The sequence below is a fragment of the Pseudomonas sp. PAMC25584 genome (assembly GCF_058135675.1).
The window spans coordinates 597,591-623,126 of record NZ_CM176870.1; the positions used below are offsets into that span (position 1 = coordinate 597,591).

Annotated in this window: 23 protein-coding genes; 18 read left to right on the top strand and 5 right to left on the bottom strand. The window is 60.4% G+C overall.

Features of this window, described 5'->3' with window-relative positions; translation table 11 throughout:
• Positions 1-91 precede the first annotated feature (91 nt).
• The 8 genes from rpsF to ACS5Q8_RS02655 all read left to right on the top strand — a co-directional run bounded on the left by rpsF (position 92) and on the right by ACS5Q8_RS02655 (position 7,659).
• Complete coding sequence (gene rpsF, locus ACS5Q8_RS02620; protein WP_226505553.1) at positions 92-514, top strand: 30S ribosomal protein S6; 423 nt, start codon at positions 92-94, stop codon at positions 512-514.
• Between the two features lie 28 nt (positions 515-542).
• Entirely contained in the window at positions 543-773 is a 231-nt protein-coding gene (rpsR, locus tag ACS5Q8_RS02625; RefSeq protein WP_002551829.1) for a 30S ribosomal protein S18, read from the top strand.
• Between the two features lie 36 nt (positions 774-809).
• Positions 810-1,700: a YybS family protein gene (locus ACS5Q8_RS02630; RefSeq protein ID WP_276196226.1), complete on the top strand. Its 891-nt coding sequence runs from the start codon at positions 810-812 to the stop codon at positions 1,698-1,700.
• An 18-nt stretch (positions 1,701-1,718) separates the two neighbouring features.
• On the top strand, positions 1,719-2,165 hold the full coding sequence (gene rplI / locus ACS5Q8_RS02635; protein WP_247399617.1) for a 50S ribosomal protein L9: 447 nt from the start codon (positions 1,719-1,721) through the stop codon (positions 2,163-2,165).
• A 111-nt stretch (positions 2,166-2,276) separates the two neighbouring features.
• Positions 2,277-3,671: a replicative DNA helicase gene (gene dnaB / locus ACS5Q8_RS02640; RefSeq protein WP_276196228.1), complete on the top strand. Its 1,395-nt coding sequence runs from the start codon at positions 2,277-2,279 to the stop codon at positions 3,669-3,671.
• Between the two features lie 98 nt (positions 3,672-3,769).
• Positions 3,770-6,073, top strand: coding sequence for a YgiQ family radical SAM protein (locus ACS5Q8_RS02645; protein ID WP_276196230.1), 2,304 nt, complete (start codon positions 3,770-3,772; stop codon positions 6,071-6,073).
• 219 nt (positions 6,074-6,292) lie between these two features.
• The gene (gene ssp4, locus ACS5Q8_RS02650) at positions 6,293-7,219 is read left to right on the top strand and encodes an Ssp4 family T6SS effector (protein WP_465159809.1); all 927 of its coding nucleotides are present in this window, start codon (positions 6,293-6,295) and stop codon (positions 7,217-7,219) included.
• Complete coding sequence (locus tag ACS5Q8_RS02655) at positions 7,219-7,659, top strand: hypothetical protein (protein ID WP_426100395.1); 441 nt, start codon at positions 7,219-7,221, stop codon at positions 7,657-7,659. Before ssp4 (ACS5Q8_RS02650) ends, ACS5Q8_RS02655 begins: the two co-directional genes overlap by 1 nt.
• A gap of 15 nt (positions 7,660-7,674) precedes the next feature.
• Here the strand turns inward: ACS5Q8_RS02655 and ACS5Q8_RS02660 are convergent, their stop codons facing one another.
• Positions 7,675-8,163, bottom strand: a complete 489-nt coding sequence (locus ACS5Q8_RS02660) for an Hcp family type VI secretion system effector (RefSeq protein ID WP_247399627.1) — start codon at positions 8,161-8,163, stop codon at positions 7,675-7,677.
• A 187-nt stretch (positions 8,164-8,350) separates the two neighbouring features.
• Between ACS5Q8_RS02660 and ssp4 (ACS5Q8_RS02665) the strand changes: the two genes are divergently transcribed.
• The 7 genes from ssp4 (ACS5Q8_RS02665) to ACS5Q8_RS02695 all read left to right on the top strand — a co-directional run bounded on the left by ssp4 (ACS5Q8_RS02665) (position 8,351) and on the right by ACS5Q8_RS02695 (position 17,811).
• Positions 8,351-9,265, top strand: coding sequence for an Ssp4 family T6SS effector (gene ssp4 / locus ACS5Q8_RS02665; protein ID WP_443693589.1), 915 nt, complete (start codon positions 8,351-8,353; stop codon positions 9,263-9,265).
• Positions 9,262-9,756, top strand: coding sequence for a hypothetical protein (locus tag ACS5Q8_RS02670; RefSeq protein WP_443693587.1), 495 nt, complete (start codon positions 9,262-9,264; stop codon positions 9,754-9,756). Before ssp4 (ACS5Q8_RS02665) ends, ACS5Q8_RS02670 begins: the two co-directional genes overlap by 4 nt.
• Positions 9,757-9,871: 115 nt before the next feature.
• On the top strand, positions 9,872-10,267 hold the full coding sequence (locus ACS5Q8_RS02675; RefSeq protein ID WP_443693586.1) for a hypothetical protein: 396 nt from the start codon (positions 9,872-9,874) through the stop codon (positions 10,265-10,267).
• Positions 10,268-10,270: 3 nt separating this feature from the next.
• Complete coding sequence (locus tag ACS5Q8_RS02680; protein ID WP_443693584.1) at positions 10,271-10,765, top strand: hypothetical protein; 495 nt, start codon at positions 10,271-10,273, stop codon at positions 10,763-10,765.
• Positions 10,766-10,967: 202 nt separating this feature from the next.
• Positions 10,968-14,258 (top strand): transglutaminase family protein, encoded by a 3,291-nt coding sequence (locus tag ACS5Q8_RS02685; RefSeq protein WP_465159810.1) that lies wholly within the window; start codon positions 10,968-10,970, stop codon positions 14,256-14,258.
• A gap of 176 nt (positions 14,259-14,434) precedes the next feature.
• The gene (locus ACS5Q8_RS02690; RefSeq protein ID WP_426100385.1) at positions 14,435-16,921 is read left to right on the top strand and encodes a circularly permuted type 2 ATP-grasp protein; all 2,487 of its coding nucleotides are present in this window, start codon (positions 14,435-14,437) and stop codon (positions 16,919-16,921) included.
• The gene (locus ACS5Q8_RS02695) at positions 16,921-17,811 is read left to right on the top strand and encodes a transglutaminase family protein (RefSeq protein WP_247405602.1); all 891 of its coding nucleotides are present in this window, start codon (positions 16,921-16,923) and stop codon (positions 17,809-17,811) included. The genes ACS5Q8_RS02690 and ACS5Q8_RS02695 overlap by 1 nt, the downstream gene beginning before the upstream one ends.
• Before the next feature lie 47 nt (positions 17,812-17,858).
• On the opposite strand, the gene ACS5Q8_RS02700 is transcribed toward ACS5Q8_RS02695, so the two are convergent.
• The gene (locus tag ACS5Q8_RS02700) at positions 17,859-18,047 is read right to left on the bottom strand and encodes a hypothetical protein (protein WP_276196243.1); all 189 of its coding nucleotides are present in this window, start codon (positions 18,045-18,047) and stop codon (positions 17,859-17,861) included.
• A gap of 333 nt (positions 18,048-18,380) precedes the next feature.
• On the opposite strand from ACS5Q8_RS02700, the gene azu reads away from it, so the two are divergent.
• Positions 18,381-18,827, top strand: a complete 447-nt coding sequence (gene azu / locus ACS5Q8_RS02705; RefSeq protein ID WP_276196245.1) for an azurin — start codon at positions 18,381-18,383, stop codon at positions 18,825-18,827.
• 135 nt (positions 18,828-18,962) lie between these two features.
• On the opposite strand, the gene nadE is transcribed toward azu, so the two are convergent.
• The 3 genes from nadE to ACS5Q8_RS02720 all read right to left on the bottom strand — a co-directional run bounded on the left by nadE (position 18,963) and on the right by ACS5Q8_RS02720 (position 22,092).
• A complete protein-coding gene (gene nadE / locus ACS5Q8_RS02710) occupies positions 18,963-19,790 on the bottom strand; it encodes an NAD(+) synthase (protein WP_276196247.1) in 828 nt (275 codons plus the stop codon).
• A 3-nt stretch (positions 19,791-19,793) separates the two neighbouring features.
• Positions 19,794-21,008, bottom strand: coding sequence for a nicotinate phosphoribosyltransferase (pncB, locus tag ACS5Q8_RS02715; protein WP_276196249.1), 1,215 nt, complete (start codon positions 21,006-21,008; stop codon positions 19,794-19,796).
• A 196-nt stretch (positions 21,009-21,204) separates the two neighbouring features.
• Positions 21,205-22,092: a LysR family transcriptional regulator gene (locus tag ACS5Q8_RS02720; protein WP_276196250.1), complete on the bottom strand. Its 888-nt coding sequence runs from the start codon at positions 22,090-22,092 to the stop codon at positions 21,205-21,207.
• Between the two features lie 154 nt (positions 22,093-22,246).
• Between ACS5Q8_RS02720 and amaB the strand changes: the two genes are divergently transcribed.
• Complete coding sequence (gene amaB, locus ACS5Q8_RS02725) at positions 22,247-23,737, top strand: L-piperidine-6-carboxylate dehydrogenase (RefSeq protein WP_276196251.1); 1,491 nt, start codon at positions 22,247-22,249, stop codon at positions 23,735-23,737.
• Positions 23,738-23,907: 170 nt separating this feature from the next.
• Positions 23,908-25,191, top strand: coding sequence for an L-pipecolate oxidase (gene amaA, locus ACS5Q8_RS02730; RefSeq protein ID WP_276196252.1), 1,284 nt, complete (start codon positions 23,908-23,910; stop codon positions 25,189-25,191).
• Positions 25,192-25,536: the final 345 nt, after the last annotated feature.

Here is a 25,536-nt window from a genome sequence, read left to right on the forward strand (position 1 = left end):
GATGTGCCTCCCTGCGGCAAGATCCATAAGTGTCATTCACTCCTTGTCTGACCGTTTTTGAGCGGCAGGCTACAACCCGTAAGGAGCATTCATGCGTCATTACGAAATCATCTTTTTGGTCCACCCGGATCAAAGCGAGCAAGTCGGCGGCATGGTAGAGCGTTACACCAAGCTGATCGAAGAAGACGGCGGCAAAATCCACCGTCTGGAAGATTGGGGCCGTCGTCAACTGGCCTATGCAATCAACAATGTTCACAAGGCTCACTACGTGATGCTGAACGTTGAATGCACTGGCAAGGCTCTGTCCGAGCTGGAAGACAACTTCCGCTACAACGATGCTGTGATCCGTAACCTGGTCATCCGTCGCGAAGAAGCCGTTACCGGCCAATCCGAGATGCTCAAGGCTGAAGAAAACCGCAGTGAGCGCCGTGAGCGTCGCGACCGTCCTGAGCACGAAGGCGCTGAAAGCGCTGATAGTGATGACAGCGACAACAGCGATAACGCTGACGAGTAATCCACGGACCTTTTAAGGAGCCTATCAAATGGCACGTTTCTTCCGTCGTCGTAAATTCTGCCGCTTCACCGCTGAAGACGTGAAAGAGATCGATTACAAAGATCTCAACACTCTGAAAGCCTACGTATCCGAGACCGGCAAAATCGTTCCAAGCCGTATCACCGGTACCAAAGCACGTTATCAGCGTCAGCTGGCCACCGCTATCAAGCGCGCCCGCTTCCTGGCCCTGCTGGCCTACACCGACAGCCACGGCCGCTGAGACCGGGCAGTCGACAAGTAGTAAGGGATTGAATGCATGCGCGCCTTAGCTGAGTTCATCATGCGCGGTCGTGTGCAGGCCACTCTGGTAGTGGCTGGAGCTGCAGTGTTGCCGTTGTTGTTTTGGTTGAGTGCCGCCGCGGTTTGCCTTGTGCTGCTGCGGCGCGGTTCGGACGCCTTGAGCGTCCTGGGTGTAGGCGTGTTGTCAGTGTTGGTGAGCTGGCACTTCCTGCAAGATCCAACGGCCCTTTTGGTGCTGCTCGGGACTTGCGGTCTGGCGTTGGTTTTACGCGCCGGTTACTCCTGGAATCGCGTGCTGCTGGTCAGCACGGCCGTGGGATTGTTGTGTGCGGTGAGTCTGGGAACCGTATTCGGTTCCTTCATCGAATCATTGGCGCAGACGTTTCAACACGTTATGCCGCTGGTGATGGGTGAGTCTTACGAGAAACTCTCGGCAGACCAGAAAGCAGTTCTCGCTTCACTGACGGTCCCACTGATGATCATTTCGACGGCGGTTTCGTTGCAGATCTTTAGTGTGTTGTGCCTGATTCTTGGGCGCTACTGGCAGGCGTTGTTGTATAACCCCGGTGGTTTCGGACGCGAGTTTCGCGCAATCCGAATCCCCAAGCGCGTTGCGCTGTCACTGCTGGCCGTCATGTGTGTTGCTCCGCTTATCGGGTGGAACGCCTTGATCCTGTTGCCGCTGTGCAGTGTGCCGCTGTTCTTCGCTGGGCTGTCTTTGCTGCATGGACTGGTCGCGCAGAAAAAATTGGCCAGTTTCTGGCTGGTGGGGTTTTACGTCACGGTCTTGCCGCTCATGCACTTGATCGGTCCGTTATTCGTGGTCTTGGCCATTGTCGATAGCCTGATTGATATTCGCGGTCGTCTCGCGTCCAAAGACGCCGATAACGCGAACGGTGAAGGTTAAAAGTTAGAGGATTTTCACATGCAACTGATCCTTCTGGAAAAAGTCGCCAACCTGGGCAACCTGGGCGACAAAGTAAACGTTAAGGCCGGCTACGGTCGTAACTACCTGCTGCCATACGGCAAAGCCACCGCTGCAACCGCTGCCAACCTGGCTGCGTTTGAAGAGCGTCGTGCTGACCTGGAAAAAGCAGCAGCAGACAAAAAAGCTTCGGCCGAAACTCGCGCTGCCCAACTGGCTGAGCTGGAAGTGACTATCACTGCCACCGCCGGTGACGAAGGCAAGCTGTTCGGTTCGATCGGCACCCACGACATCGCTGACGCACTGACCGCCTCCGGCGTTGAAGTTGCGAAAAGCGAAGTTCGTCTGCCGAACGGCACCATCCGCAACGTAGGTGAATTCGACGTAGCCGTGCATCTGCACGCTGAAGTTGAAGCCACCGTACGCGTTGTCGTGGTAGCAGCTTAAGCAACACCTAACTGACTGGCACCTCGCGTGCCAGGCGGTTAACATCGGGCACGATCCTGTTTACAGGTCGTGCCTTTTGTTTTTTTACACACCCCCTAATTCCAAGTGGCCATGAACGATATTTCAGCTCCTGAGCAATACGATCTGCAAACCGCTGCCCTGAAGGTGCCGCCGCATTCCATCGAGGCCGAACAGGCCGTGCTCGGTGGTTTGATGCTGGACAACAACGCCTGGGAACGCGTGCTGGATCAAGTCTCGGACGGTGATTTCTATCGGCATGACCACCGCTTGATCTTCCGCGCCATTGCCCGGCTGGCCGACCAGAACTCACCGATCGACGTGGTGACGCTGGCCGAGCAACTGGACAAGGAAGGCCATACTTCACAAGTCGGCGGCCTGGGCTACCTGGGCGAACTGGCGAAAAACACGCCGTCGGTTGCCAACATCAAGGCCTATGCGCAGATCGTCCGTGCGCGGGCCACGCTGCGGCAATTGATCGGTATCGCCACTGAGATCGCTGACAGTGCCTTCAACCCGGAAGGCCGCACCGCTGAAGAAATTCTCGACGAAGCCGAACGGCAGATTTTCCAGATCGCCGAAGCCCGCCCGAAAACCGGCGGCCCGGTCAGCGTCAACGACCTGTTGACCAAGGCCATCGACCGGATCGATACCCTGTTCAACACCGACAACGCTATCACCGGCCTGTCCACCGGCTACACCGACCTCGATGGCATGACCAGCGGCCTGCAACCGTCTGACCTGATCATCGTCGCCGGCCGTCCATCCATGGGTAAAACCACCTTTGCGATGAACCTGGTGGAGAACGCCGTACTGCGCAGCGAAAAGGCCGTACTGGTCTACTCGCTGGAGATGCCAGGCGAATCGCTGATCATGCGGATGTTGTCGTCCCTGGGGCGTATCGACCAGACCAAGGTGCGTGCCGGTCGTCTGGAAGACGACGATTGGCCGCGCCTGACCTCGGCCGTCAACCTGCTCAACGACCGCAAGCTGTTTATCGATGACACCGCGGGTATCAGTCCCTCGGAAATGCGCGCACGTACCCGTCGCCTGGTGCGTGAGCACGGCGATATCGGCCTGATCATGATCGACTACCTGCAGTTGATGCAGATCCCAGGTTCCAGTGGCGACAGCCGTACCAACGAGATTTCCGAGATTTCCCGCTCGTTGAAAGCCTTGGCCAAGGAATTCAACTGCCCGGTGGTTGCCCTGTCGCAGCTCAACCGTTCCCTGGAGCAACGGCCGAACAAGCGCCCGATCAACTCTGACTTGCGGGAATCCGGAGCGATCGAGCAGGATGCTGACGTGATCATGTTCGTTTACCGCGATGAGGTCTATCACCCGGAAACCGAGCATAAGGGCATCGCTGAAATCATCATCGGTAAGCAGCGTAACGGCCCCATCGGCACCACGCGCCTGGCCTTTATCGGCAAATACACCCGTTTCGAAAACCTTGCGCCGGGCAGCTATAACTTCGACGACGAGTAAAAGCGCCTTTTCTAATTCCTACTGCAAAGGTCGGAATTGGTTAAAATTTGTGCTATATTCCGCGCCCGCGATTTTTCATCTCAACACCGGTCACCGTCATGCAAACAGCCAAGCCGTTATTTGACTATCCCAAGTATTGGGCCGAATGTTTCGGTCCTGCGCCATTCCTGCCGATGAGCAGGGAGGAGATGGATCAGCTTGGCTGGGATTCCTGCGACATCATCATCGTCACCGGTGATGCCTACGTTGACCATCCGTCGTTCGGCATGGCAATCATCGGCCGGCTGCTGGAGTCCCAGGGCTTTCGCGTCGGGATCATTGCCCAGCCCAACTGGCAGTCCAAAGACGACTTCATGAAGCTCGGCGAGCCGAACCTGTTCTTCGGCGTCGCGGCCGGCAACATGGACTCGATGATCAACCGCTACACCGCCGACAAGAAAATCCGCTCCGACGACGCCTACACCCCAGGCGGCATGGCCGGCAAACGCCCGGACCGCGCGAGCCTGGTGTACAGCCAGCGGTGTAAGGAAGCCTACAAGAACGTGCCGATTGTCCTCGGTGGCATCGAAGCGTCCTTGCGCCGCATCGCCCACTACGACTACTGGCAGGACCGGGTGCGCAACTCGATCCTGATCGACGCCGCCGCCGACATCCTGCTGTACGGCAACGCCGAGCGTGCCATCGTCGAGGTGGCCCAACGCCTGTCGTGGGGCCACAAGATCGAAGACATCACCGACGTGCGCGGCACCGCGTTCATTCGCCGTGATACGCCGGCGGGCTGGTACGAAGTGGACTCCACGCGTATCGACCGGCCGGGCAAGGTCGACAAGATCATCAACCCGTATGTGAACACCCAGGACACCCAGGCCTGCGCCATCGAGCAGGAAAAGGGCCCGGTCGATGACCCGGAAGAAGCCAAGGTCGTGCAGATATTGGCCAGCCCGCGCATGACCCGCGACAAGACCGTGATCCGCCTGCCATCGGTGGAAAAAGTCCGTGGCGACGCGGTGCTCTATGCCCACGCGAACCGCGTGTTGCATCTGGAAACCAACCCGGGCAACGCCCGCGCCCTGGTGCAGAAGCACGGTGAAGTGGACGTGTGGTTCAACCCGCCGCCCATTCCGATGACCACCGAAGAAATGGACTACGTGTTTGGCATGCCTTACGCGCGTGTCCCGCACCCGGTGTATGGCAAGGAAAAAATCCCGGCCTACGACATGATCCGTTTCTCGGTGAACATCATGCGTGGCTGTTTCGGCGGCTGCACCTTCTGCTCGATCACCGAGCACGAAGGCCGGATCATCCAGAACCGCTCCGAAGAGTCGATCATTCGCGAAATCGAAGAAATCCGCGACAAGGTCCCGGGCTTCACTGGCGTGATTTCCGACCTCGGCGGCCCGACCGCGAACATGTACCGTATCGCCTGCAAGAGCCCGGAAATCGAATCCGCGTGCCGTAAGCCGTCGTGCGTGTTCCCAGGTATCTGCCCGAACCTGAACACCGACCACTCGTCGCTGATCCAGCTGTACCGCAGCGCCCGTGCGTTGCCGGGTGTGAAGAAAATCCTGATCGCTTCCGGCCTGCGCTACGACCTGGCCGTTGAGTCGCCGGAGTATGTGAAGGAGCTGGTCACCCACCACGTCGGTGGTTACCTGAAGATCGCCCCGGAACACACCGAGGAAGGTCCGCTCAACCAGATGATGAAGCCGGGCATTGGCAGCTATGACAAGTTCAAGCGCATGTTCGAGAAGTACACCAAGGAAGCGGGCAAGGAACAGTACCTGATCCCGTACTTCATCGCCGCCCACCCCGGCACCACCGATGAAGACATGATGAACCTGGCCCTGTGGCTCAAGGGCAACGGCTTCCGCGCCGACCAGGTGCAGGCGTTCTACCCGTCGCCGATGGCCACCGCCACCGCGATGTACCACTCGGGCAAGAACCCGCTGCGCAAGGTCAGCTACAAGAGCGAATCGGTGACCATCGTCAAGAGCGAAGAACAGCGCCGCCTGCACAAGGCGTTCCTGCGCTACCACGATCCGAAAGGCTGGCCGATGCTGCGTGAAGCGCTGACCCGCATGGGCCGCGCCGACCTGATCGGGCCGGGCAAGGATCAACTGATCCCGTTGCACCAGCCGGCCACCGACAGCTACCAGAGTGCGCGTCGCAAAAACTCGACGCCGGCCGGCAGCCACAAGGTCGCGAAGGAAACCACCACCAAGATCCTCACCCAACACACCGGCCTGCCGCCCCGTGGCAGCGACGGCAGCAACCCCTGGGACAAGCGCGAACAAGCCAAGGCTGCGGCCATGGTGCGCAACAAACAGGCCGCCAAGGAACGCACTGATGCGGCCAAGGGTAAGGGCGGCAAGCCAGCCCGCAAGCCGGTGGTGCCGCGTTGATCGCAGCCTGAATATGCCAAACGCCAGCCTCGTGCTGGCGTTTTGCTTTCTAGCCGGTGGGTAGCCTGTTTGTTAAGGTGGCGCCCATTAAATCGCCATCGGGAGCAAGTCGCACCGCCCCTCCCACATTAGATGTGTGAATACATTCAAAATGTGGGAGGGAGCTTGCCCCCGATAGCGTCAGTCCTGTCCCCAACTTTTCAAGGAAGAACACCCCCCATGAGCAACCCCCTGCTCAACATCGGCATGGACTCCAACCGCTCGCAGTTCATGGCGCGCCAGCGCATCGAGAGTGAAGTCAACCTGCCCCGGCTGTTTGCCATCATCGACGCCGACCCTGGCATCGTCGGCGCTGGCGTGGTGTATATCGACGCCGACTTCAACGTCGTGACCCTGCGCGAGTTCAAACCGATCTGCAGCATTCGACCCAAGCGCATCATTGTGCGCGAAGCGCAGAAATACATCGCCCCGGCACAGTTCGCCGACCAAGTGCTGAACAACCCACGCGAATCGCGATTGGTGAGTGAAGCCTTCAACACCACCTTGTCCTGCAGCGGCGCGGTCATTGGCTGGCTGGTGGTGTTGAGCGGCACCATCGCCATCCCGTTTACCGCCGGAGCCAGCACGGTCGTGACGGCCATCGGCTATACCGCTGCCTCGGCCAGCACCGTGTCGTGCCTGGTCGGTGGGTTCCGTACACGCAACGAAATCGTCAACCCGGCGATGAACGATTACCTGGATAACGAAGAGTGGTACCAAGCGGCGACCAAGATTCTCGACGGTGCCGCCTTGGTCGGCGTCGGCGCATCGGCGTTGACGACAGTCAAGCTGGTCAACGTCGCTCGTGCGGCCACAGGCAAAAGCATGCGTCAGGTGCTGAAAGGTCTGAGCGGGCAGGAGCGGGAGAAACTCACCAAAGAACTGCTGAAAGTGGCCGACCCGCAAATGTCGAACAAGATGCGCAAGCTGCTGCAACTGAGCGGCGAGTTGCCTAAACGCTTTACGCCGACCCAGCTCAAGCACGCCACCTACGTCCAATTGGGCGATGCCTTCAGTGCGGGGCTGAGCGTCTGGGGCTTGAAGCGTTCGGATAACTACAAACAGGCCAAGACCTTGGCGATTGGCTTGTACGAAGAGGGCGAGTGATGAGTGGTGTTCCGTCGCTGAAACCGTTTTTGCTGGAGCATTTCCCCGCGTTCATCGGCGTGATTCTCGCCGGTTGTCTCGGCGGTTCTGCGGCGATTTCCCTGGCGGCCAGCACCTATTTCGCCGACGTGCCCATGGCCACCAATGCCAGCGTGTCCTGGTTCGTGGTGATAGCGGCTGCACTGTTCGTGGCCAACAGCAACTTTTTGGTGGTGCGCGGTCGAGCCTGGGCGGTGTGGGGGATGGTAGCGTTTTTTACGACGTGCCTGCTGGTGGTCCTGCCGACGCTGCACTACCGGCCGCACTGGTTTATCTACAGTGAAAGCCTGTTCTGGCCATTGCTCGGGTTGCTGCTGATCAACAGTAAGGGCTATCGGTCGATGGTGAGCAAGTTGGTCGAAGTGCGGCGGTTGCGGGAGGCGGCCAAGGCGGGGCTGTAGCCTCGGCACACGGTTTCAGACTTTGACGTTTTGGCGAATGTTCCAGCCGTACTTGACCGCGCCGCCGTCTTTGCCACCGTCGGATTTTTGCGGCTGGTAGCTGACTTCGACCGTGGCGAAGTTCAGGGCTATCACCTCAGTCAGCACATCGCTGCTGGTCACCGCGTCGGTTTGGTAGGACGTGACCATGACTTCCTTCAGCGTGATCACCAGATACTCCACGGCATTACTGCCACCGGCCTTGCGCACCACCAACCGCGCCTCCGGGTAATGCTTGCCGGTGGAGCAGGCCATCATCAGGTTGGGTGAAGACTTGTCCATGACCTTGGAGATGGACAGGTTTTCAATATTGACCTTGCCGGCGCCACCGCCGCTGCCGGTATGCATGGAACCGGTCTGGGACATGCCCCAGCCCCATCGGCTGATCTCGATTTCGTCGCGATGCGCTTGGTCTTTGGACTCGCCCTTGATGTCCCCCAACTTCAAAAACATATCAGTTGCCATTGTCGCTCCCTGTTTTGGTGTGCGCCGGAAGTGGCGTGGGGCGTACTTTTTCTTATTCGGGATATGGCTTACAAGGTGCTGCATCACGATCAGGAAGTGCCTGTCCGGATAAAGCGAAACTTCTGACATTTTTCGGGGGGAGGCAGTCTTTACCCTCTGCGCTCTTGTGAACCTCAGGAGTAAAGGGATGACTTCCAGCGTATTCAGAGACGGTTTCCTCAGTTCCAATTACATGACGCGGCAGTGGTTGGAAAACAGCATTGATCTGCGCAAGTTATTTGCGGCGATTGATGCTGATCCGGCCATCGTCGGTGCCGGCGTGGTGTATCTCGATGCGCAACTACGGATAGTCGTGCTGCGTGAATTTCAGCCGATTTGCAGTATCGCGCCGAAGAATGTGATTTTGCGCGAGGCGCCCAGCTATGTCGGGCGGGTGGAGTTCGCTCGGCAACTGGCGAATGAACCGCGAGACTCGCAGGTGGCGTTTGAGGCCATGAATACAGCTTTGGCGTGTACTTCGGCGGTGATTAGTTGGTTGGTGATACTGGGGGGCTCGGCGTTGAGTCCTTTTACCTTTGGGGCGACTGGTGTGGTTGCTGTGATCGGCTATACGTCAGCGATGGCCAGTTCGGTTCAATGCTGGATTGGCGCTCAGCGGACTAAAAATGAAATGACGGACCCTGCCCGTAACGACGCTCTGGATAGCGATCAGTGGTACCAGGCCGTAACGGCCGGATTGGATGCGGCCTCGTTGTTAGGTGCTGGTAGCGCAGCGATGTCGACGATTCGATTCGTCAGCATGATCAAAAAGGCGACTGGGAAAAGCACACATCAGGTACTCAAAGGGCTGAGTCGGCAGGAGCGGGTAAAGCTCACAAAGGAATTACTGAGTATCAACCATCCGGAAATGACCCGGAAAATGATCAAGCTGAAACAAATGGCTAGAGAGATGCCAAAGCGCTACACCTCGGCCGAAGTCAGAAATGGAACCATGCTGCAGATGCTTGATGCCCTTGGCGCCTTATCGGCCGTTGCTGGCAGTGTGGGGTCCGGGAACATCCGGATTATCGCGGTTGGGCTGTATGAGGAGATATCAGAGTGAGACTTCTCGGACGGAAACCTCTCATACCGGTACGCCCTTTTCTTTTGCGCTACTTTCCCGTGTTTATCGGCGTAATTTTAGCGGGCATCTTCGGCAGTTCTTCTGTTGTTGTGCTGGTGGAAAACTATTATTTTCCATCGTTATCGAACGCGGTTGCTAAAAGTGCCGGCGTGGTCTTGGCCTGGTTTATCGCCCATTGCAATTTCATGATCGCCTACGGGCGGCCTAAGTGGGTCTGTGGCATGTATGGCCTTTTCATCGCCTGCCTGTTGGTTGCTGTGCCAGGTTTTCATTTTTCACCGAACCCATTCATTTACGCTGAATGCTTCTTTTGGCCGGTACTCGGCCTGCTGCTGCTTCGCAGCAAACGCCACCGGGAAATGCGTGCCAAATGCGTAGAGCTTCGCCATATGCGCGGGAAAGTAATGGTTGCCATTGAAAAGCGGCGTAAACACGAGCGCGCAATAATCAGAATAAAGAAATCGAGGTAGTGAGTGAGACTTCTCGGACGGAAACCTCTCATATCTATGCGCCCTTTTCTTTTGCGTTACTTCCCCGTCTTTATCGGTGCGATTTTTATGGGTATTTTGGGGGGGGGCCGCTGTTGTGGCATTGCTGGAACACTACTATCCGCGCGCTGCCCCCTGGGCTTTATCGGCGTCTGCTGCTGAAGATGCGTGTGTAGTGTTGGCCGTCTTTATCACCCTCTGCAATGCCATGATCGCCTACGGGCGACCGAAATGGGTCTGGGGTATGTATGGCCTTTTCATCGTCTGCCTATTGATCGCTTTACCGGCTTTTCGATTTTCACCGCACCCATTTATTTACGCAGAAAGCATTGTGTGGCCGCTGCTAGGCCTAGTACTGCTTAGTAGCAAACGCCACCCGGAAATGCGCGCCAAATGCATAGAGCTTCGCCATATGCGCGGGAAGGTAATGGTGGCCATTGAAAAGCGGCGTAAACACGAGCGCGCAATAATCAGAATAAAGAAATCGAGGTAATGAGTGAGACTTCTCGGACGGAAACCTCTCATACCGATACGCCCTTTTCTTTTGCGCTACTTTCCTGTGTTTATCGGCGTAATTTTTTCGGGTATTTTCGGCGGTGCTACTCTTGTCGTGCTGGTGGAAAACTATTATTTACCATCGTTATCGAACGCTGCGGCTGAAAATGCCTGCGTGGCGTTAGCCCTCTTTATCACCCTCTGCAATTTCATGATCGCCTCCGGGCGCCCGAAATGGGCCTGGGGCATGTATGGCCTTTTCATCGCCTGCCTATTGGTCGCTGTGCCAGGTTTTCATTTTTCACCGAACCCATTCATTTACGCTGAATGCTTCTTTTGGCCGGTACTCGGCCTGCTGCTACTTCGCAGCAAACGCCACCGGGAAATGCGTGCCAAATGCGTAGAGCTTCGCCATATGCGCGGGAAGGTAATGGCGGCCATTGAAAAGCGGCGTAAACACGAGCGCGCAATAATCAGAATAAAAAAACCGAGGTGATTCCCCACCCTCGGCACCCACCCAACCGATACCGCTTCACCCACTCGCGCCACAAATATGTGCAACCCTCGCACCATTACCGCAGCCACAGCGCCGTTTTGGTGCTGTACTGCACCGGGTCTTACGATAAAGCGCAATGACCGCCGCTCTGGCATAAGTCTTGCGCGCGTTGTGTCCATGCCCTGGCTCGCAGGAGGCCGCCGTGTCGATTCATGTCGCGTTGCACCACGTTACGCATTACCGCTACGACCGCGCTGTTGAACTCGGCCCACAGATCGTGCGTTTGCGCCCGGCGGCCCATAGCCGCACGCGGATTTTGTCCTACGCACTGAAAGTGCTGCCCGAGCAGCATTTCATCAATTGGCAGCAGGACCCCCAGGGCAATTACCTGGCGCGCCTGGTGTTCCCGGAAAAGACTGACGAACTGCGTATCGAAGTCGACCTGGTCGCCGAGATGGCAGTGTTCAACCCGTTCGACTTTTTCCTTGAGCCCTACGCGGAAAAAATCCCGTTCCGCTACGCCGCCGACGAGCAGCGCGAGTTGGCGCCGTACCTGGAAACCTTGCCGCTGACGCCGAAATTCGCCGCTTACCTGGCGGCTATTGACCGCACGCCGCTGCCGGCCGTGGATTTCCTGGTGGGCCTCAACCAGCGCCTGGCTGCCGATATCGGCTACCTGATCCGCATGGAACCCGGCGTGCAGACCCCGGAATTCACCCTGGAAAACGCCTCCGGCTCGTGCCGCGATTCAGCCTGGTTGCTGGTGCAATTGCTGCGCAACCTGGGGCTGGCGGCGCGATTTGTCTCCGGTTACCTGATCCAGCTCACCGCCGACGTCAAAGCCCTCGATGGCCCGTCCGGCACCGAGGTGGACTTCACCGACCTGCACGCCTGGTGCGAAGTGTATTTGCCCGGCGCCGGTTGGATTGGCCTGGATGCCACCTCCGGGTTGTTCGCCGGTGAAGGCCATATTCCGTTGGCCTGTAGTCCCGATCCATCGTCTGCCGCGCCGATCAGTGGCCTGGTGGAGCCGTGCGAGTGCGAATTCACCCACGAGATGTCGGTAGAGCGCATCTGGGAAGCGCCACGGGTGACCAAGCCCTACACCGAAGAACAATGGCTGGCGATCCAGGCCCTGGGTCGGCAGATCGATGGCGACCTGCTGGCGGACGACGTGCGCCTGACCATGGGCGGCGAGCCGACCTTCGTCTCCATCGACGACCCAGACGGCGCCGAGTGGAACACCGCGGCCCTGGGGCCGGACAAACGTCGCCTGTCGGCCGAGCTGTTCCAGCGCATGCGCAAACACTACGCGCCCAAAGGCCTGGTGCATTTCGGCCAGGGCAAGTGGTACCCCGGCGAGCAACTGCCGCGCTGGTCGCTCAACTGTTACTGGCGCCGCGATGGTGAGCCGATTTGGCACAACAGCGCGCTGATCGCCGACGAACAACTGGATTACGGCGCTGATGGCGTGTTGGCCGGGCGTTTCCTGGCCAGCGTTGCCGAGCGCCTGAAACTGCCGGCGCGGTTTGTGTTCCCGGCCTTTGAGGACAACTTCTACTACCTGTGGCGCGAAGGCGCGCTGCCGCAAAACGTCACCGCTCTGGACCCGCGCCTGAGCGATGAGCTGGAACGCGAGCGCCTGCGCAAAGTGTTCAGCCAGGGCCTGGATAAAATCATCGGCCAGGTGCTGCCACTGGCGCGCACCGCCGCCAATGACCGCTGGCAGAGTGGGCGTTGGTACCTGCGCGACAACCACTGCCGATTGGTGCCGGGGGATTCGCCGCTGGGTTATCGCCTGCCGCTGGCCTCGCAGCCCTGGGTGACGGCGGCGGAGTACCCGTTTGTCCACCCGACCGACCCCAACCAGGACCTGCCCGAGCTGCCGAGCACGGCGCAATTGCAACGCCATGGCGAACCGGCGCCGAGCGCCGAACGCCTGCCGAAGATCGACGAGTCCGCCGACTGGCTGACCCGCACCGCGCTGTGCGCCGAAGCGCGCGAAGGCCGCCTGTATCTGTTCATGCCGCCGCTGGAGCGCGTCGAGGACTACCTGGAGCTGGTGGCCGCCATCGAAGCCACCGCCGAAGAACTGCACTGCCCGGTGCTGCTGGAAGGCTACGAGCCGCCGGCGGATTACCGTCTGAGCAACTTCCGGGTCACGCCTGACCCAGGTGTGATCGAGGTCAACGTGCAGCCGTCCGCCACCTGGGACGAGTTGGTGGAGCGCACCGAGTTCCTCTACGAAGAGGCGCGGCAAACCCGCCTGACCACCGAAAAGTTCATGATCGACGGGCGCCACACCGGCACCGGCGGCGGTAACCACTTCGTGCTGGGCGGCGCGACACCCAAGGACTCACCGTTCCTGCGGCGTCCCGATTTGCTGCGCAGCTTGATCAGTTACTGGCACAACCATCCGTCGTTGTCCTACCTGTTTTCCGGCTTGTTCATCGGCCCGACGTCCCAGGCGCCCAGGGTCGATGAAGCCCGTAACGATGCGCTGTATGAGCTGGAAATCGCCTTCGCGCAAATGCCCGCGCCAGGCGAAGAATGCCCGCCGTGGTTGGTGGACCGGCTGTTGCGCAATCTGCTGATCGACGTGACCGGCAACACTCACCGCGCCGAATTTTGCGTCGACAAGCTCTACTCCCCCGATGGTGCCACCGGGCGCCTGGGCCTGCTGGAGTTGCGCGCCTTTGAAATGCCGCCCCATGCACGCATGAGCCTGACCCAGCAATTGCTGCTGCGCGCGCTGGTGGCACGCTTCTGGCGCGAGCCGTATGCGCCGCCGAAACTGGCGCGCTGGGGCACCGAGTTGCATGACCGCTTCCTGCTGCCGCACTTCATCGAGCAGGATTTTGCCGACGTGATCGTCGAACTCAACGCCGCCGGCTACCCGCTGCGCGCCGAATGGTTTGCCGCGCACCTGGAATTCCGCTTTCCCAAAGTCGGCGACTACGCCGTCAGTGGCATCGAACTGGAACTGCGCCAGGCCCTGGAGCCCTGGCATGTGCTGGGCGAGGAGGGCGCGGTCGGCGGCACGGTGCGCTATGTGGATTCGTCCCTGGAACGCCTGCAGGTGAAGTTGAGCGGGCTGCCACCGCAGCGCTATTTGCTGACCTGCAACGGCATCCCGGTGCCGCTGCAACCGACCGGGCGCATCGGCGAGTTCGTCGCCGGCGTGCGGTATCGCGCCTGGCAACCGGCCAACTGCCTGCAACCGACCATCGAGGTGCATGCGCCGTTGGTGTTCGACCTGCTGGACACCTGGATGCAGCGCTCGCTGGGCGGTTGCCAGTATCATGTGGCGCATCCGGGCGGGCGGAACTACGACAGCCTGCCGGTGAACGCCAATGAAGCCGAGAGTCGGCGCATGGCGCGGTTTTTCCGCTTGGGGCATAGCCCGGGCAAGCTGCCGGTGCCGACCGTAGTGGTGAACGATGAATTACCGATGACCTTGGATCTGCGACGTTTCCCAAATAAAAATGACTGAATGCAATCCAAAATGTGGGAGGGGCGGTGCGACGATTCGACTTGCTCCCGATTGCGGTGAATCAGCCGATACATGAGTTGACTGACCCACCGCAATCGGGAGCAAGCCCACTCCCACAAAGGATTTGCAGTGTTTGTTAGGTTAATCTGAGCCCCCTTGCCCCTGCCGAGCGTTCCATGTCCGACTTGCTCGACCGTTACCCGCTGACCGCGGGCACTTATCACGAACTGCTGGACGATCGCGGCGCGGTGCGTGCCCATTGGCAGCGCCTGCTCGACCACCTGCAACGCAGCACCCCCGCGCAACTGGCCCAGCGCCAGGCGTTGCTGACCCGGCAGATCCAGGAAAACGGCGTGACCTACAACGTCTACGCCGACCCCAAGGGCGCTGATCGCCCGTGGGAACTGGACCTGCTGCCCCACGTGCTGGCGGCCGATGAGTGGCAGCACTTGTCGGCCGGCATCGCCCAGCGTGCGCGGCTGCTCAACGCGGTGCTGGCGGACCTCTACGGCCCGCAACGCTTGATCAAGGAAGGCTTGCTGCCGGCCGAACTGGTGTTCGGGCATAACAACTTCCTCTGGCCGTGCCAGGGCATCCAGCCGCCCGACGGCGCGTTTTTGCACCTGTACGCCGTCGATTTGGCGCGCACCCCGGATGGCCGCTGGTGGGTCACCGCCGACCGCACCCAGGCCCCTTCCGGCGCCGGTTATGCGCTGGAAAACCGCACCATCGTGTCGCGTGCCTTTCCGGACCTGTACCGCGACCTGCAGGTGCAGCACCTCACCGGTTTCTTCCGCACCCTGCAGGAAACCCTGGCGCGCCAGGCGCCCAGCGATGAGCAACCGCCATTGATCGTGCTGCTCACGCCCGGGCGTTTCAACGAAAGCTATTTCGAACACCTGTACCTCGCCCGCCAGCTTGGCTACCCGCTGGTGGAAGGCGGCGACCTCACGGTGCGCGACAGCACGGTGTTCCTGAAAACCCTCAGCGGCCTGCGCCGGGTACACGCGATCATGCGCCGCCTGGACGACGATTTCTGCGACCCCCTTGAGCTGCGCACCGACTCGGCCCTCGGCGTGCCCGGCCTGCTCGACGCCGCGCGCCAAGGTAACGTGCTGGTGGCCAATGCCCTGGGCAGCGGTGTGCTGGAGTCCCCTGGCCTGTTGGGCTTTCTGCCGAAGATCAACGAGTTTTTGTTTGGCGAAGAACTGATCCTGCCGTCCATTGCAACGTGGTGGTGCGGCGAAGCGCCGGTGCTTGCCGAAGCCCTGGAGAAACTGCCCGAGCTGCTGATCAAGCCGGCATTCCCTTCGCAAAGTTTTAATCCGATTTTCGGTCGCGACCTGGATGACGAGCAACGCCAGGCTCTGGCCGAGCGCATGCGCGCACGGCCTTACGCGTATGTCGCCCAGGAGCTGGCGCAGCTGTCCCAGGCGCCGGTGTGGCACACCGTCGAGGATCACCTGCAACACCGCGCCATCGGCATGCGCGTCTACGCCGTGGCCAGCGCTGACGGTTACCGGGTATTGCCCGGCGGCCTGACCCGCGTGGCAGCCGATGCCGATGCCGAGGTCGTTTCGATGCAACGCGGCGGCGCGAGCAAGGACACCTGGGTGCTCGGCGAACGCGCAGCCGGCAGCGAGCACTGGCGCGCGCAGCGGCCGATCGGCGCCCATGACCTGGTACGCCGCGACCCTTATCTGCCGTCGCGGGTGGTGGAAAACCTGTTTTGGTTTGGCCGTTATTGCGAGCGCTGCGATGACAGCGCGCGCTGGCTGCGCATCGTGTTAGCGCGCTATGTCGACGGCGACGATCCGCTGGCGTTGCAGGCGGCGGTCGAGCTGGGCGAAAGCCTGCACTTGCTGCCGGAGGAGGGCGAGTTGCCCGAGCGCCTGCTCGCGGCCTTGCTCGGCGACGACTGGCCGTCGAGCCTGCGCGCCAACCTGCAGCGCTTGCAGTGGGCCGCGTCCCAGGTGCGCGGTAAGTTGTCCCGGGAGAACTGGCAGGCCCTGGTGGAGCTGCAACGCGAAGCCCTGGAGCTGGAAAGCGAAACCCCGGACTTTGGCGAGTTGCTGGACTTCCTCAACCGCCTGGTGATGTCCCTGGCGGCGCTGTCCGGGTTTGCCCTGGACGACATGACCCGCGACGAAGGCTGGCGCTTTCTGATGATGGGCCGGCGCATCGAGCGCCTGCAGTTTCTCAGCAGCAGCCTCGCGGCGTTCCTGCGTGGCGTGGCGGTGTTCGATCAAGCTGGGCTGGAGTGGTTGCTGGAACTGGGCAACAGCAGCATCACCTACCGCTCGCGCTACCTGGCGGTGCCGCAACTGATCCCGGTGCTCGACTTGTTGCTGCTGGATGAGCAGAACCCCCACGCCGTGCTGTTCCAGTTGAAGCTGGTGAGCCGCACCTTGCGTCGCCTCAACGATGATTTCGCGGTGCCCCGGGAAACCGGCCTGGCGCCTTTGGTCGAGCGCCTTGCGCGGTTCGACCTGGGTTGCCTGGAAAACTCGCTGTTTGGCGAGACCAGCGTGCGTGCCGCGTTGGACGGCCTGGCCGACCTGCTGCAAGCGGTCGCCGATGAGAGCGGGCAAGTGTCGGATCGCCTGGCCTTGCGCCATTTTGCCCATGTGGATGATGTCAGCCAGCGAACGGTGTCGGTGTGATGAGTGCGCGCTATCAGATTTTTCACGATACCCATTACCACTACGACAGCCCAGTGTCCCTGGCCCAGCAGTTGGCGCATCTGTGGCCACGGCCATGCGCCTGGCAGCGCTGCACCTCGCAGCAGTTGGATATCAGCCCGTTGCCGTCGTCGCGCCGCGATGAGCTGGACGTGTTCGGCAACCCGATCACCCGCCTGGCGTTCGAGCGGCCCCATGATGAATTGTTGGTGAACGCCGGGCTGACCGTGGAAGTGCTGGCGCGGCCGCTGCTGGATTTCCAACAGTCGTTGGCCTGGGACCAAACCCGCGACAGCCTGACCTACAGCAGCCAGCCGCTGTCACCGGCGTTGATCGAAGCCTGTCGCTTTCGTTTCGAATCGCCCTACGTGCATTTGAAGAAAACCTTCGTCGATTTCTCCGAAAGCTGTTTCCCTCCTGGCCGTCCGTTGCTGCTGGGAGCCCAGGCCCTGATGGAAAAAATCTTCGGCGAATTCACCTTCGATGCCGAAGCCACCCAAGTCGCCACGCCGCTGGTGGAAGTGCTCGAGCGCCGACGCGGCGTGTGCCAGGACTTCGCTCACCTGATGCTCGCCTGCCTGCGCTCACGGGGCCTGGCGGCGCGCTATATCAGCGGCTACCTGCTGACCCAGCCACCGCCCGGCCAGCCACGGATGATCGGCGCGGATGCGTCCCATGCGTGGATTTCGGTGTATTGCCCGGTGTTGGGCTGGGTGGACTTTGATCCGACCAACAATGTGCAGCCGGCACTGGAGCACATCACCCTGGCCTGGGGCCGGGACTTCTCCGATGTTTCGCCGTTGCGTGGGGTGATTCTGGGGGGAGGGAGCCATGACCCGGAAGTGCGGGTGACGGTGATGCCGCTGGAGTAAAGATCATCCCCGCGCAGGCTGCGGGAATGATCAGAATCCGGTGTTTCTCAGGCGTCTGGCGCCGGGTCTTTCGGTGTTTCGGTGTCGTCGGTTGTCACTTCGCCTTCCGCATCCGGGTTCAATGCGCCGGCCTCTTCATCTGCAGCGGCTTTCTTGCGTTGCAGCTTTTCGTCTTTCTTCTGTTCCTTGGCCAAGTCTCTTTGACGTTTGGCGAAGGAGTAATTAGGTTTGGCCATGGGCGATCCTCTAGGGTCGAAGGTGAGGGTGGGCGGCGCGCAGCTGCCTTGGGTCGCTATGGTAGCAGCTTCGCGGCGCGCTTGGCCTTCACTTACCGCAGGCGTATGCGGCCAACAGACCGCTGAATAGATGATTGAGGTGCATGATCCGTACTCCAGTGGGTGATGGACCGATCATAGGCGGGCTGTGGCACTTTGGCTGGTTGATTGTGTCGATAAGTCTGATAGCCTAAAGTTGTATACAATCTGTTGATTCAGGTCATAAGAATTTCTGCCTGTCTCAGGCACGCTTGTCGCAATACGCGCTTTTAAAACCCTGCCTTGGAGATTCACATGTTTGCCAAACTCGTTGCTGTTTCCCTGCTGACTCTGGCAAGTGGCCAGTTGCTTGCTGCAGAGTGCAAGGTCACCGTCGACTCTACCGACCAGATGTCCTACAACACCAAGGAAATCGTGATCGACAAGAGCTGCAAGACGTTCACCGTCGAGCTGACTCACTCCGGCAGCTTGCCGAAAAACGTCATGGGTCATAACTGGGTGCTGGCCAGCGCCGCCGACATGCAACCGGTTGCGACCGACGGCATGGCTGCCGGCCTCGACAAGAACTACCTGAAAGAAGGCGACGAGCGCATCATCGCCCACACCAAGGTGATTGGTGCTGGCGAGAAAGATTCGGTGAGCTTTGATGTGTCCAAGCTGAAAGCGGGCACTGACTATGCGTTCTTCTGCTCGTTCCCGGGCCACATTGCGATGATGAAAGGCACTGTGGTCGTCAAGTAAGACCGCGTTATCGTTCATCGGGGGCAAGCCCCCTCCCACACTTGGAATGCATTTCGAATGTGGGAGGGGCGGTGCGACGATTCGACTTGCCCCCGATGGCTGCCTGACAATCAACACAAAACTATCTGGTTCACCTCACGGCGCAAACGGCATCACCCGCTTGTGCTCGGTCTTGCGATACGTCTCGCAGATGATCCTGAACGCGTCCTCCCGCACTGGCTCGCCGTGCAGGAACGCATCGATCTCGGCATAGGTCACGCCATGTGACGCCTCGTCCGGCTTGCCCGGCGAGAGGTCTTCCAGGTCGGCGGTCGGGACCTTCTCCACCAGCGACTCCGGCGCCCCGAAGTGCCGCGCAATCGCCCGCACCTGATTCTTCACCAACCCGCTCAACGGTGCCAGATCGCAGGCGCCATCGCCGAATTTGGTGAAAAAGCCCATCACCGCTTCCGCCGCATGGTCGGTGCCGATCACCAGGCCACTGGCTGCGCCGGCGATGGTGTACTGCGCGACCATGCGCATGCGCGCCTTGGTGTTGCCCAGCACAAAATCACGCGATACCGCAGCCTTGCCTTCAAACGCCGCCACTTCATTGGCCAGGCATTTCACCGCCGGGCCGATGTTCACGGTGTGGCGCTCGTCCGGTTCGATAAAGTCCACCGAGGCCTGGGCGTCGATTTCATCGAACTGGGTTTCGTAGGGTAGGCGCACGGCGATAAAACGGTAGCCTTCGTCGCCGGTACTGGAACGCAGTTCCTGCATGGCGCGTTGGGCCAGCAGGCCTGCGGTCAGGGAGTCGACGCCACCGCTGATGCCCAGCACCAATGTCTTGAGCCCTGAATTGCGCAGGCAGTCCTGGATAAAGGTCACGCGCCGGGCGATTTCGGACTCAAGGGCGGCCTGGTCTTTGAACGGTGCTTGAACCTTGAGCTGCTGCGCAATCTCACGCTGTACGGCTTGCATGATTCACTCCTTGCTGGAAAGGGCAGGTACTTTGAAAACGTGCCGCAAATAGGCGACGAAATTCGGGTCGGTGCAGTGGGTCTTGCCCGCTTCATCGGAGATCTTCGCGACGGGCTGGCCATTGCAGGCCGTCATTTTAAGCACAATGCTCATCGGTTCCACACCTGGAATATCGCAGGTCAGGTTGGTGCCGATGCCAAAGCTCACATTGATTCGACCGCGCAGCGCCCGGAATATCTCCAGGGCCTTGGGCAGCGTCAGGCTGTCGGAGAACACCAGGGTCTTGCTCATCGGCTCGATGCCCAGCTTGTGATAGTGGGCGATGGCTTTTTCTGCCCATTGCACCGGGTCGCCGGAGTCGTGGCGCAGGCCGTCGAACAGCTTGGCGAAGTACAAGTCGAAGTCGCCGAGGAAGGCATCGGTGGTGATGCAATCGGTCAGGGCGATACCCAGCAGGCCGCGGTATTCGCGGACCCAGCAATCAAGGGCAGCGATCTGGCTGTCGATCAGGCGCGGGCCGAGTTGCTGGTGGGCCATGATCCATTCATGGGCCATGGTGCCCAGCGGTTTCATATCGAACTCGCGGGCCAGGTGGACGTTACTGGTGCCGACAAACCGGCCGGGGAAGTCATGCTTGAGCACGCTCACCACTTCTTCCTGCACGCGGTAGGAGAAGCGTCGGCGCGTGCCGAAGTCCGCCACCTGCAGCTCGGAGAGCTCGTCGCTGCTGGCGTTCGCGGTCAGCCAGTCGAACTTGCGGTACAACTGCTCGCGGGCCTGCTCCAGGGTCACGGACTGGTAGCGGTAGCGGTTACGCACTTCGCTGATGATCGCGAGCATCGGCACTTCAAACAGGATCACATGCAGCCACGGCCCGCGCAGGCGGATAAACAGCTCGCCGTTTTCGATGCCGGTGTGGACATAGCGCAGATTGAAGCGGAACAAGCCGAGGAAACGCAAAAAGTCCGGTTTCATGAAGCTGATGCGTTCCAGGAAACCCAGTTGGTCAGGGCTCAGGCTCAGCTCGGCGAGGCGCTCGATCTGGTAGCGGATCTCCGCCAGGTACGGGCGCAGGTCTTCACTGTTGCGGCAACGAAACTCCCATTCAACTTCCACGTTGGGGTAGTTGTGCAGCACCGCCTGCATCATGGTCAGCTTGTAGAAGTCGGTGTCGAGCAGGTTCTGCACGATTCGATCGGCAAACACACTCTCGCTCATAACGGGAATCTCCAGACGGGACGGCGACGGGCGCCGACCTTTACGCACAATTAGGGAAGGGGGCTAGTGGCGCATAGACCTGTGGGGTTTTGCCAGTGATTTTTTCAGTGAGGCCACAGGCACTATCGGGGGCAAGCCCCCTCCCACAGGTTGGAATGCGTTTCAAATGTGGGAGGGGGCTGCAGACAACACAGGTTCACACCTGCTCCATCATCCACTTCACAAACTCCCGCACCTTGGGCACCTCCGCCGAATGCTCGGGGTACGCCAGGTAATACGCATCCTGGCTCGGCATCGCATGCTGCCAGGGGATCACCAACTTACCGTCGGCCAGCTCTTCTTCCACCAGGAACCGCGGCAACAGCGCCACGCCACAGCCCACCTGCGCTGCACGAATGCACATATAGAAGGTGTCGAAGCGCGGCCCGTGATAGCTGTGCTCGGTGTGAAAGCCCTGGTCGGCGAACCAGTCATGCCAGCCCTGGGGCCGCGAGGCGTTTTGCAGCAGCACCAGGCTGCTCAGTTGCGTGGGGTCGGTGAATGGCTGCGCGGGCAGGCTTTCCGGGGCACACACGGGGATCAGTTCTTCGCTGAACAGTTTCAGGCTCTCGGTGCCGGGGCGTGAGCCTTGGCCGAAGTAGAACGCCATATCGGCCTTGCCTTGCAGCAGCTCGTCCGGTTCCTGTTCGTTGCACAGGTCCAGGTGGATCTGCGGGTGACGCAAGCGCCAGCCCTTGAGGCGCGGCACCAGCCAGCGGGCGCCGAAGGTGTAGGGCGTGGACACGCGTAATACTTCGGTCTCGCCGCCGTAGGAGCGCAGGTAATGGGTGGACATCTCCACCTGCGTGAGGATTTTGCGCACTTCCACCAAATACAAATTACCCGCCGGGGTCATTTGCAAGCGTCGGCGTACCCGGCGAAACAGCAGGTGCTGCAGCAGTTCTTCCAACTGCGCCACCTGTTTGCTCACCGCGCTTTGCGTAAGGTTCAGCTCCTCGGCGGCGCGGGTGAAGCTCAGGTGGCGGGTGGCGGCTTCGAAACACTGCAGGGCAGTGATCGAGGGCAAATGTCTTTTGTTCTGCACGGCACGCCTCGTTTTGTTCTTTGCATGAATAAACGGAATGATATCTCGCCTAATCGTCGTTTGTTGGCAAGTCTTGGGGCAGCTACAAATAAGCCTTGGATCGCCGTGCGGGCTGCGGCGCAATTTTTCTGTTTGTAGATTGAAGGAGTGACCCATGGTCGCCGCATTGCTTGATCGTCTCGGGGTAAACCCGGCGCTGTACCAAGCGGGGAAACAACCCGTGCATTCGCCGATCGATGGCAGCCGTATCGGCAGTGTGAACTGGGAAGGTGCCGCCGAGGTGGAGCAACAGGTCAGTCGTGCCGAGCATGCATTCGAGGCCTGGCGCAAAGTGCCGGCCCCGCGTCGCGGCGAGCTGGTGCGCCAGCTCGGCGACGTGTTGCGCGAATACAAGGCCGACCTGGGCGAACTGGTCTCCTGGGAAGCCGGCAAGATCACCCAGGAAGGCCTGGGTGAAGTGCAGGAAATGATCGACATCTGCGACTTCGCCGTCGGCCTGTCGCGCCAGTTGTATGGCTTGACCATCGCCTCTGAGCGCCCCGGTCACCACATGCGTGAAACCTGGCACCCGCTGGGCGTGGTCGGCGTGATCAGCGCGTTCAACTTCCCGGTGGCGGTGTGGGCGTGGAACACCACCTTGGCCCTGGTGTGCGGCAACGCCGTGATCTGGAAACCGTCGGAAAAGACCCCGCTGACCGCCCTGGCCTGCCAGGCGCTGTTCGAGCGCGTGCTGAAAAAATTCAACGACGCGCCGCAATACCTGAGCCAAGTGATCATCGGCGGCCGCGAGGCCGGTGCGGCGCTGGTGGATGACCCGCGTGTCGCGCTGATCAGCGCCACCGGCAGCACCCGCATGGGCCGTGAAGTGGCGCCGAAAGTCGCCGCGCGGTTTGCCCGCAGCATTCTCGAACTGGGCGGCAACAACGCGATGATCCTCGGCCCAAGCGCCGACCTGGACATGGCCGTGCGCGCCATCCTGTTCAGCGCCGTCGGCACCGCTGGGCAGCGCTGCACCACGCTGCGCCGGCTGATCGCGCATGAATCGGTCAAGGAAGAAATCGTCACCCGCCTCAAGGCCGCCTATTCCAAGGTGCGCATCGGCCACCCGCTGGAAGGCAACCTGATCGGCCCGCTGATCGACAAGCACGGCTTCGACAGCATGCAGGACGCCCTGGAGCAAGCCCTGAGCGAAGGCGGCAAGGTGTTCGGCGGCAAGCGCCAGTTGGAAGACAAATTCCCGAATGCCTACTACGTGTCGCCGGCGATTGTGGAAATGCCGGAGCAAAGCGACGTGGTCTGCACTGAAACCTTCGCGCCGATCCTGTACGTGGTTGGCTACAGCGACTTCGCCGAAGCCCTGCGCCTGAACAACGCCGTGCCGCAAGGCCTGTCGTCGTGCATCTTCACCACCGATGTGCGCGAAGCCGAGCAGTTCATGTCGGCGGTGGGCAGCGACTGCGGCATTGCCAACGTCAACATCGGCCCGAGCGGCGCAGAAATCGGCGGCGCGTTTGGCGGTGAGAAAGAAACGGGCGGCGGGCGTGAGTCGGGTTCGGATGCGTGGCGTGGGTACATGCGTCGCCAGACCAACACCGTGAACTACTCGCTGGAACTGCCGCTGGCCCAGGGCATCACCTTCGACTGATTACCTGTCGAAACACGGTTAAAAAGGTGGGAGGGGGCTTGCCCCCGATGGCGGTGTGTCAGTCAACAGATGTAAAGCTGATCCACTGCCATCGGGAGCAAGCCCCTCCCGCATTTGACCTCATTTGCAGTTCGGAATAGATGTTTGTTAGGTCTCATCGGAGTCTGGCAATGGCACTGCGCGAAACATGTTTGTGGGAACAACTCACCCCTGGCCGGCCGGATCGCGCCGCGCTCAAGGGTGAAGTGACGGTGGATGTGTGCGTGATCGGCGCCGGGATTACCGGTTTGTCGGCGGCCATTCACTTGCTGGAACAGGGTAAAACTGTCGCCGTGCTCGAAGCCCATCGCACCGGCCATGGCGGGTCGGGGCGCAATGTCGGGCTGGTCAACGCCGGGCTGTGGATTCCCCCGGACGAGATCGAAGCCGGTTTCGGCGAGGCGGTGGGCAGCCAGCTCAACCGTATGCTGGGTGCGGCGCCGTCGCTGGTGTTCAGCCTGGTCGACAAATACAACATCGATTGCCAATTGCGCCGCGAGGGCACTTTGCACATGGCGCACAACGCCCGGGGCGAGGCGGATTTGCGCAGTCGTGAAGAACAATGGCAGCGCCGTGGCGCGCCGGTTGAATTGCTCACCGGCGCGGCCTGCGAGCAAGCCACCGGGACTAAAAAAATCGCCGCTGCGTTGCTGGATAGACGTGCCGGCACCTTGAACCCGATGGCCTATACCAGCGGTCTGGCCAACGCGGCCGTGGGGTTGGGCGGGCAGCTTTTCGACCATTCCCCCGTCACGCAGTTGGAACGCCAAGGTGCGAATTGGTCGGTGCAGACCGCGAACGGTGCGGTGCAGGCTGCACAAGTGGTGATCGCCTCCAATGCCTACACCGAAGGCGAATGGACTGCGCTGCGGCGCAATTTCTTCCCTGGCTATTACTACCAGGTCGCCTCCGCGCCGCTGACCGACGACGCGGCCAAACACATCCTCCCCGGCGGCCAGGGTTCCTGGGACACACGCCAGGTGCTCAGCAGCATCCGCCGCGATGCCGATGGCCGCCTGTTGCTCGGCAGCCTGGGCAACGGCAACCAGAAACCGGCGTGGTTCCTCAAGGCGTGGGCCGATCGGGTGCAGCAGCACTACTTTCCGTACCTCAAATCGGTGCAGTGGGAATGCACTTGGACCGGCTGCATCGCGTTCACGCCGGACCATCTGATGCGCTTGTTCGAACCCGCGCCCGGCCTGGTGGCCGTGACCGGCTACAACGGCCGCGGTGTGACCACCGGCAGCGTGGTCGGCAAGGCCTTTGCCGACTACTTATGTCACCAGAATCCCCAGGCGTTGCCGATTCCGTTTGCGCCGATGCAACCGCTGGCCGGGGTGGGCCTGCGCAGTTGCCTGTATGAAGCCGGATTTTCGCTGTATCACGCCGGCCAATGCTTGCGGATCGTGATCTGATCAGCGAAATAGCCCTCAGAAGCCGGCATGTTCTTCGCCGGCTACTCATCTGTATTGGTGCAAGTTGTAGCAATCACGCACTGTAAATGTGCAGTTCCGTTACGTGCATGGTTACAGCTGTAGGAAGTGTCGTTTGGCTGTCCGGTTGCAGGTGCGACCCGTGGAGGTTGTACTTTTTTGGTCCATGGGTTGCACCTATTGAAGTTAGAGGGTTGCACGTACTGACGAACGGCGCCGAAACGCCTGCAATAACAATGACACCGTGTCTTTTTGAAGAATAAAAAAGTAATGGCACGCGGCTTGCTCTGGGCTTTCACTGAAAGTTTTAGTTGAAGGTTTGCAGTG

Coding starts and splice junctions, on each gene's coding strand:
- nadE (WP_276196247.1), bottom strand. CDS start 19,790: ATGCAAGCCGTACAGCGTGAGATTGCGCAGCAGCTCAAGGTTCAAGCA.
- rplI (WP_247399617.1), top strand. CDS start 1,719: ATGCAACTGATCCTTCTGGAAAAAGTCGCCAACCTGGGCAACCTGGGC.
- ACS5Q8_RS02700 (WP_276196243.1), bottom strand. CDS start 18,047: ATGGCCAAACCTAATTACTCCTTCGCCAAACGTCAAAGAGACTTGGCC.
- dnaB (WP_276196228.1), top strand. CDS start 2,277: ATGAACGATATTTCAGCTCCTGAGCAATACGATCTGCAAACCGCTGCC.
- ACS5Q8_RS02655 (WP_426100395.1), top strand. CDS start 7,219: ATGAGTGGTGTTCCGTCGCTGAAACCGTTTTTGCTGGAGCATTTCCCC.
- azu (WP_276196245.1), top strand. CDS start 18,381: ATGTTTGCCAAACTCGTTGCTGTTTCCCTGCTGACTCTGGCAAGTGGC.
- amaB (WP_276196251.1), top strand. CDS start 22,247: ATGGTCGCCGCATTGCTTGATCGTCTCGGGGTAAACCCGGCGCTGTAC.
- ACS5Q8_RS02660 (WP_247399627.1), bottom strand. CDS start 8,163: ATGGCAACTGATATGTTTTTGAAGTTGGGGGACATCAAGGGCGAGTCC.
- rpsF (WP_226505553.1), top strand. CDS start 92: ATGCGTCATTACGAAATCATCTTTTTGGTCCACCCGGATCAAAGCGAG.
- ACS5Q8_RS02645 (WP_276196230.1), top strand. CDS start 3,770: ATGCAAACAGCCAAGCCGTTATTTGACTATCCCAAGTATTGGGCCGAA.
- ACS5Q8_RS02695 (WP_247405602.1), top strand. CDS start 16,921: ATGAGTGCGCGCTATCAGATTTTTCACGATACCCATTACCACTACGAC.
- ssp4 (WP_465159809.1), top strand. CDS start 6,293: ATGAGCAACCCCCTGCTCAACATCGGCATGGACTCCAACCGCTCGCAG.
- rpsR (WP_002551829.1), top strand. CDS start 543: ATGGCACGTTTCTTCCGTCGTCGTAAATTCTGCCGCTTCACCGCTGAA.
- amaA (WP_276196252.1), top strand. CDS start 23,908: ATGGCACTGCGCGAAACATGTTTGTGGGAACAACTCACCCCTGGCCGG.
- ssp4 (WP_443693589.1), top strand. CDS start 8,351: ATGACTTCCAGCGTATTCAGAGACGGTTTCCTCAGTTCCAATTACATG.
- ACS5Q8_RS02630 (WP_276196226.1), top strand. CDS start 810: ATGCGCGCCTTAGCTGAGTTCATCATGCGCGGTCGTGTGCAGGCCACT.
- ACS5Q8_RS02690 (WP_426100385.1), top strand. CDS start 14,435: ATGTCCGACTTGCTCGACCGTTACCCGCTGACCGCGGGCACTTATCAC.
- pncB (WP_276196249.1), bottom strand. CDS start 21,008: ATGAGCGAGAGTGTGTTTGCCGATCGAATCGTGCAGAACCTGCTCGAC.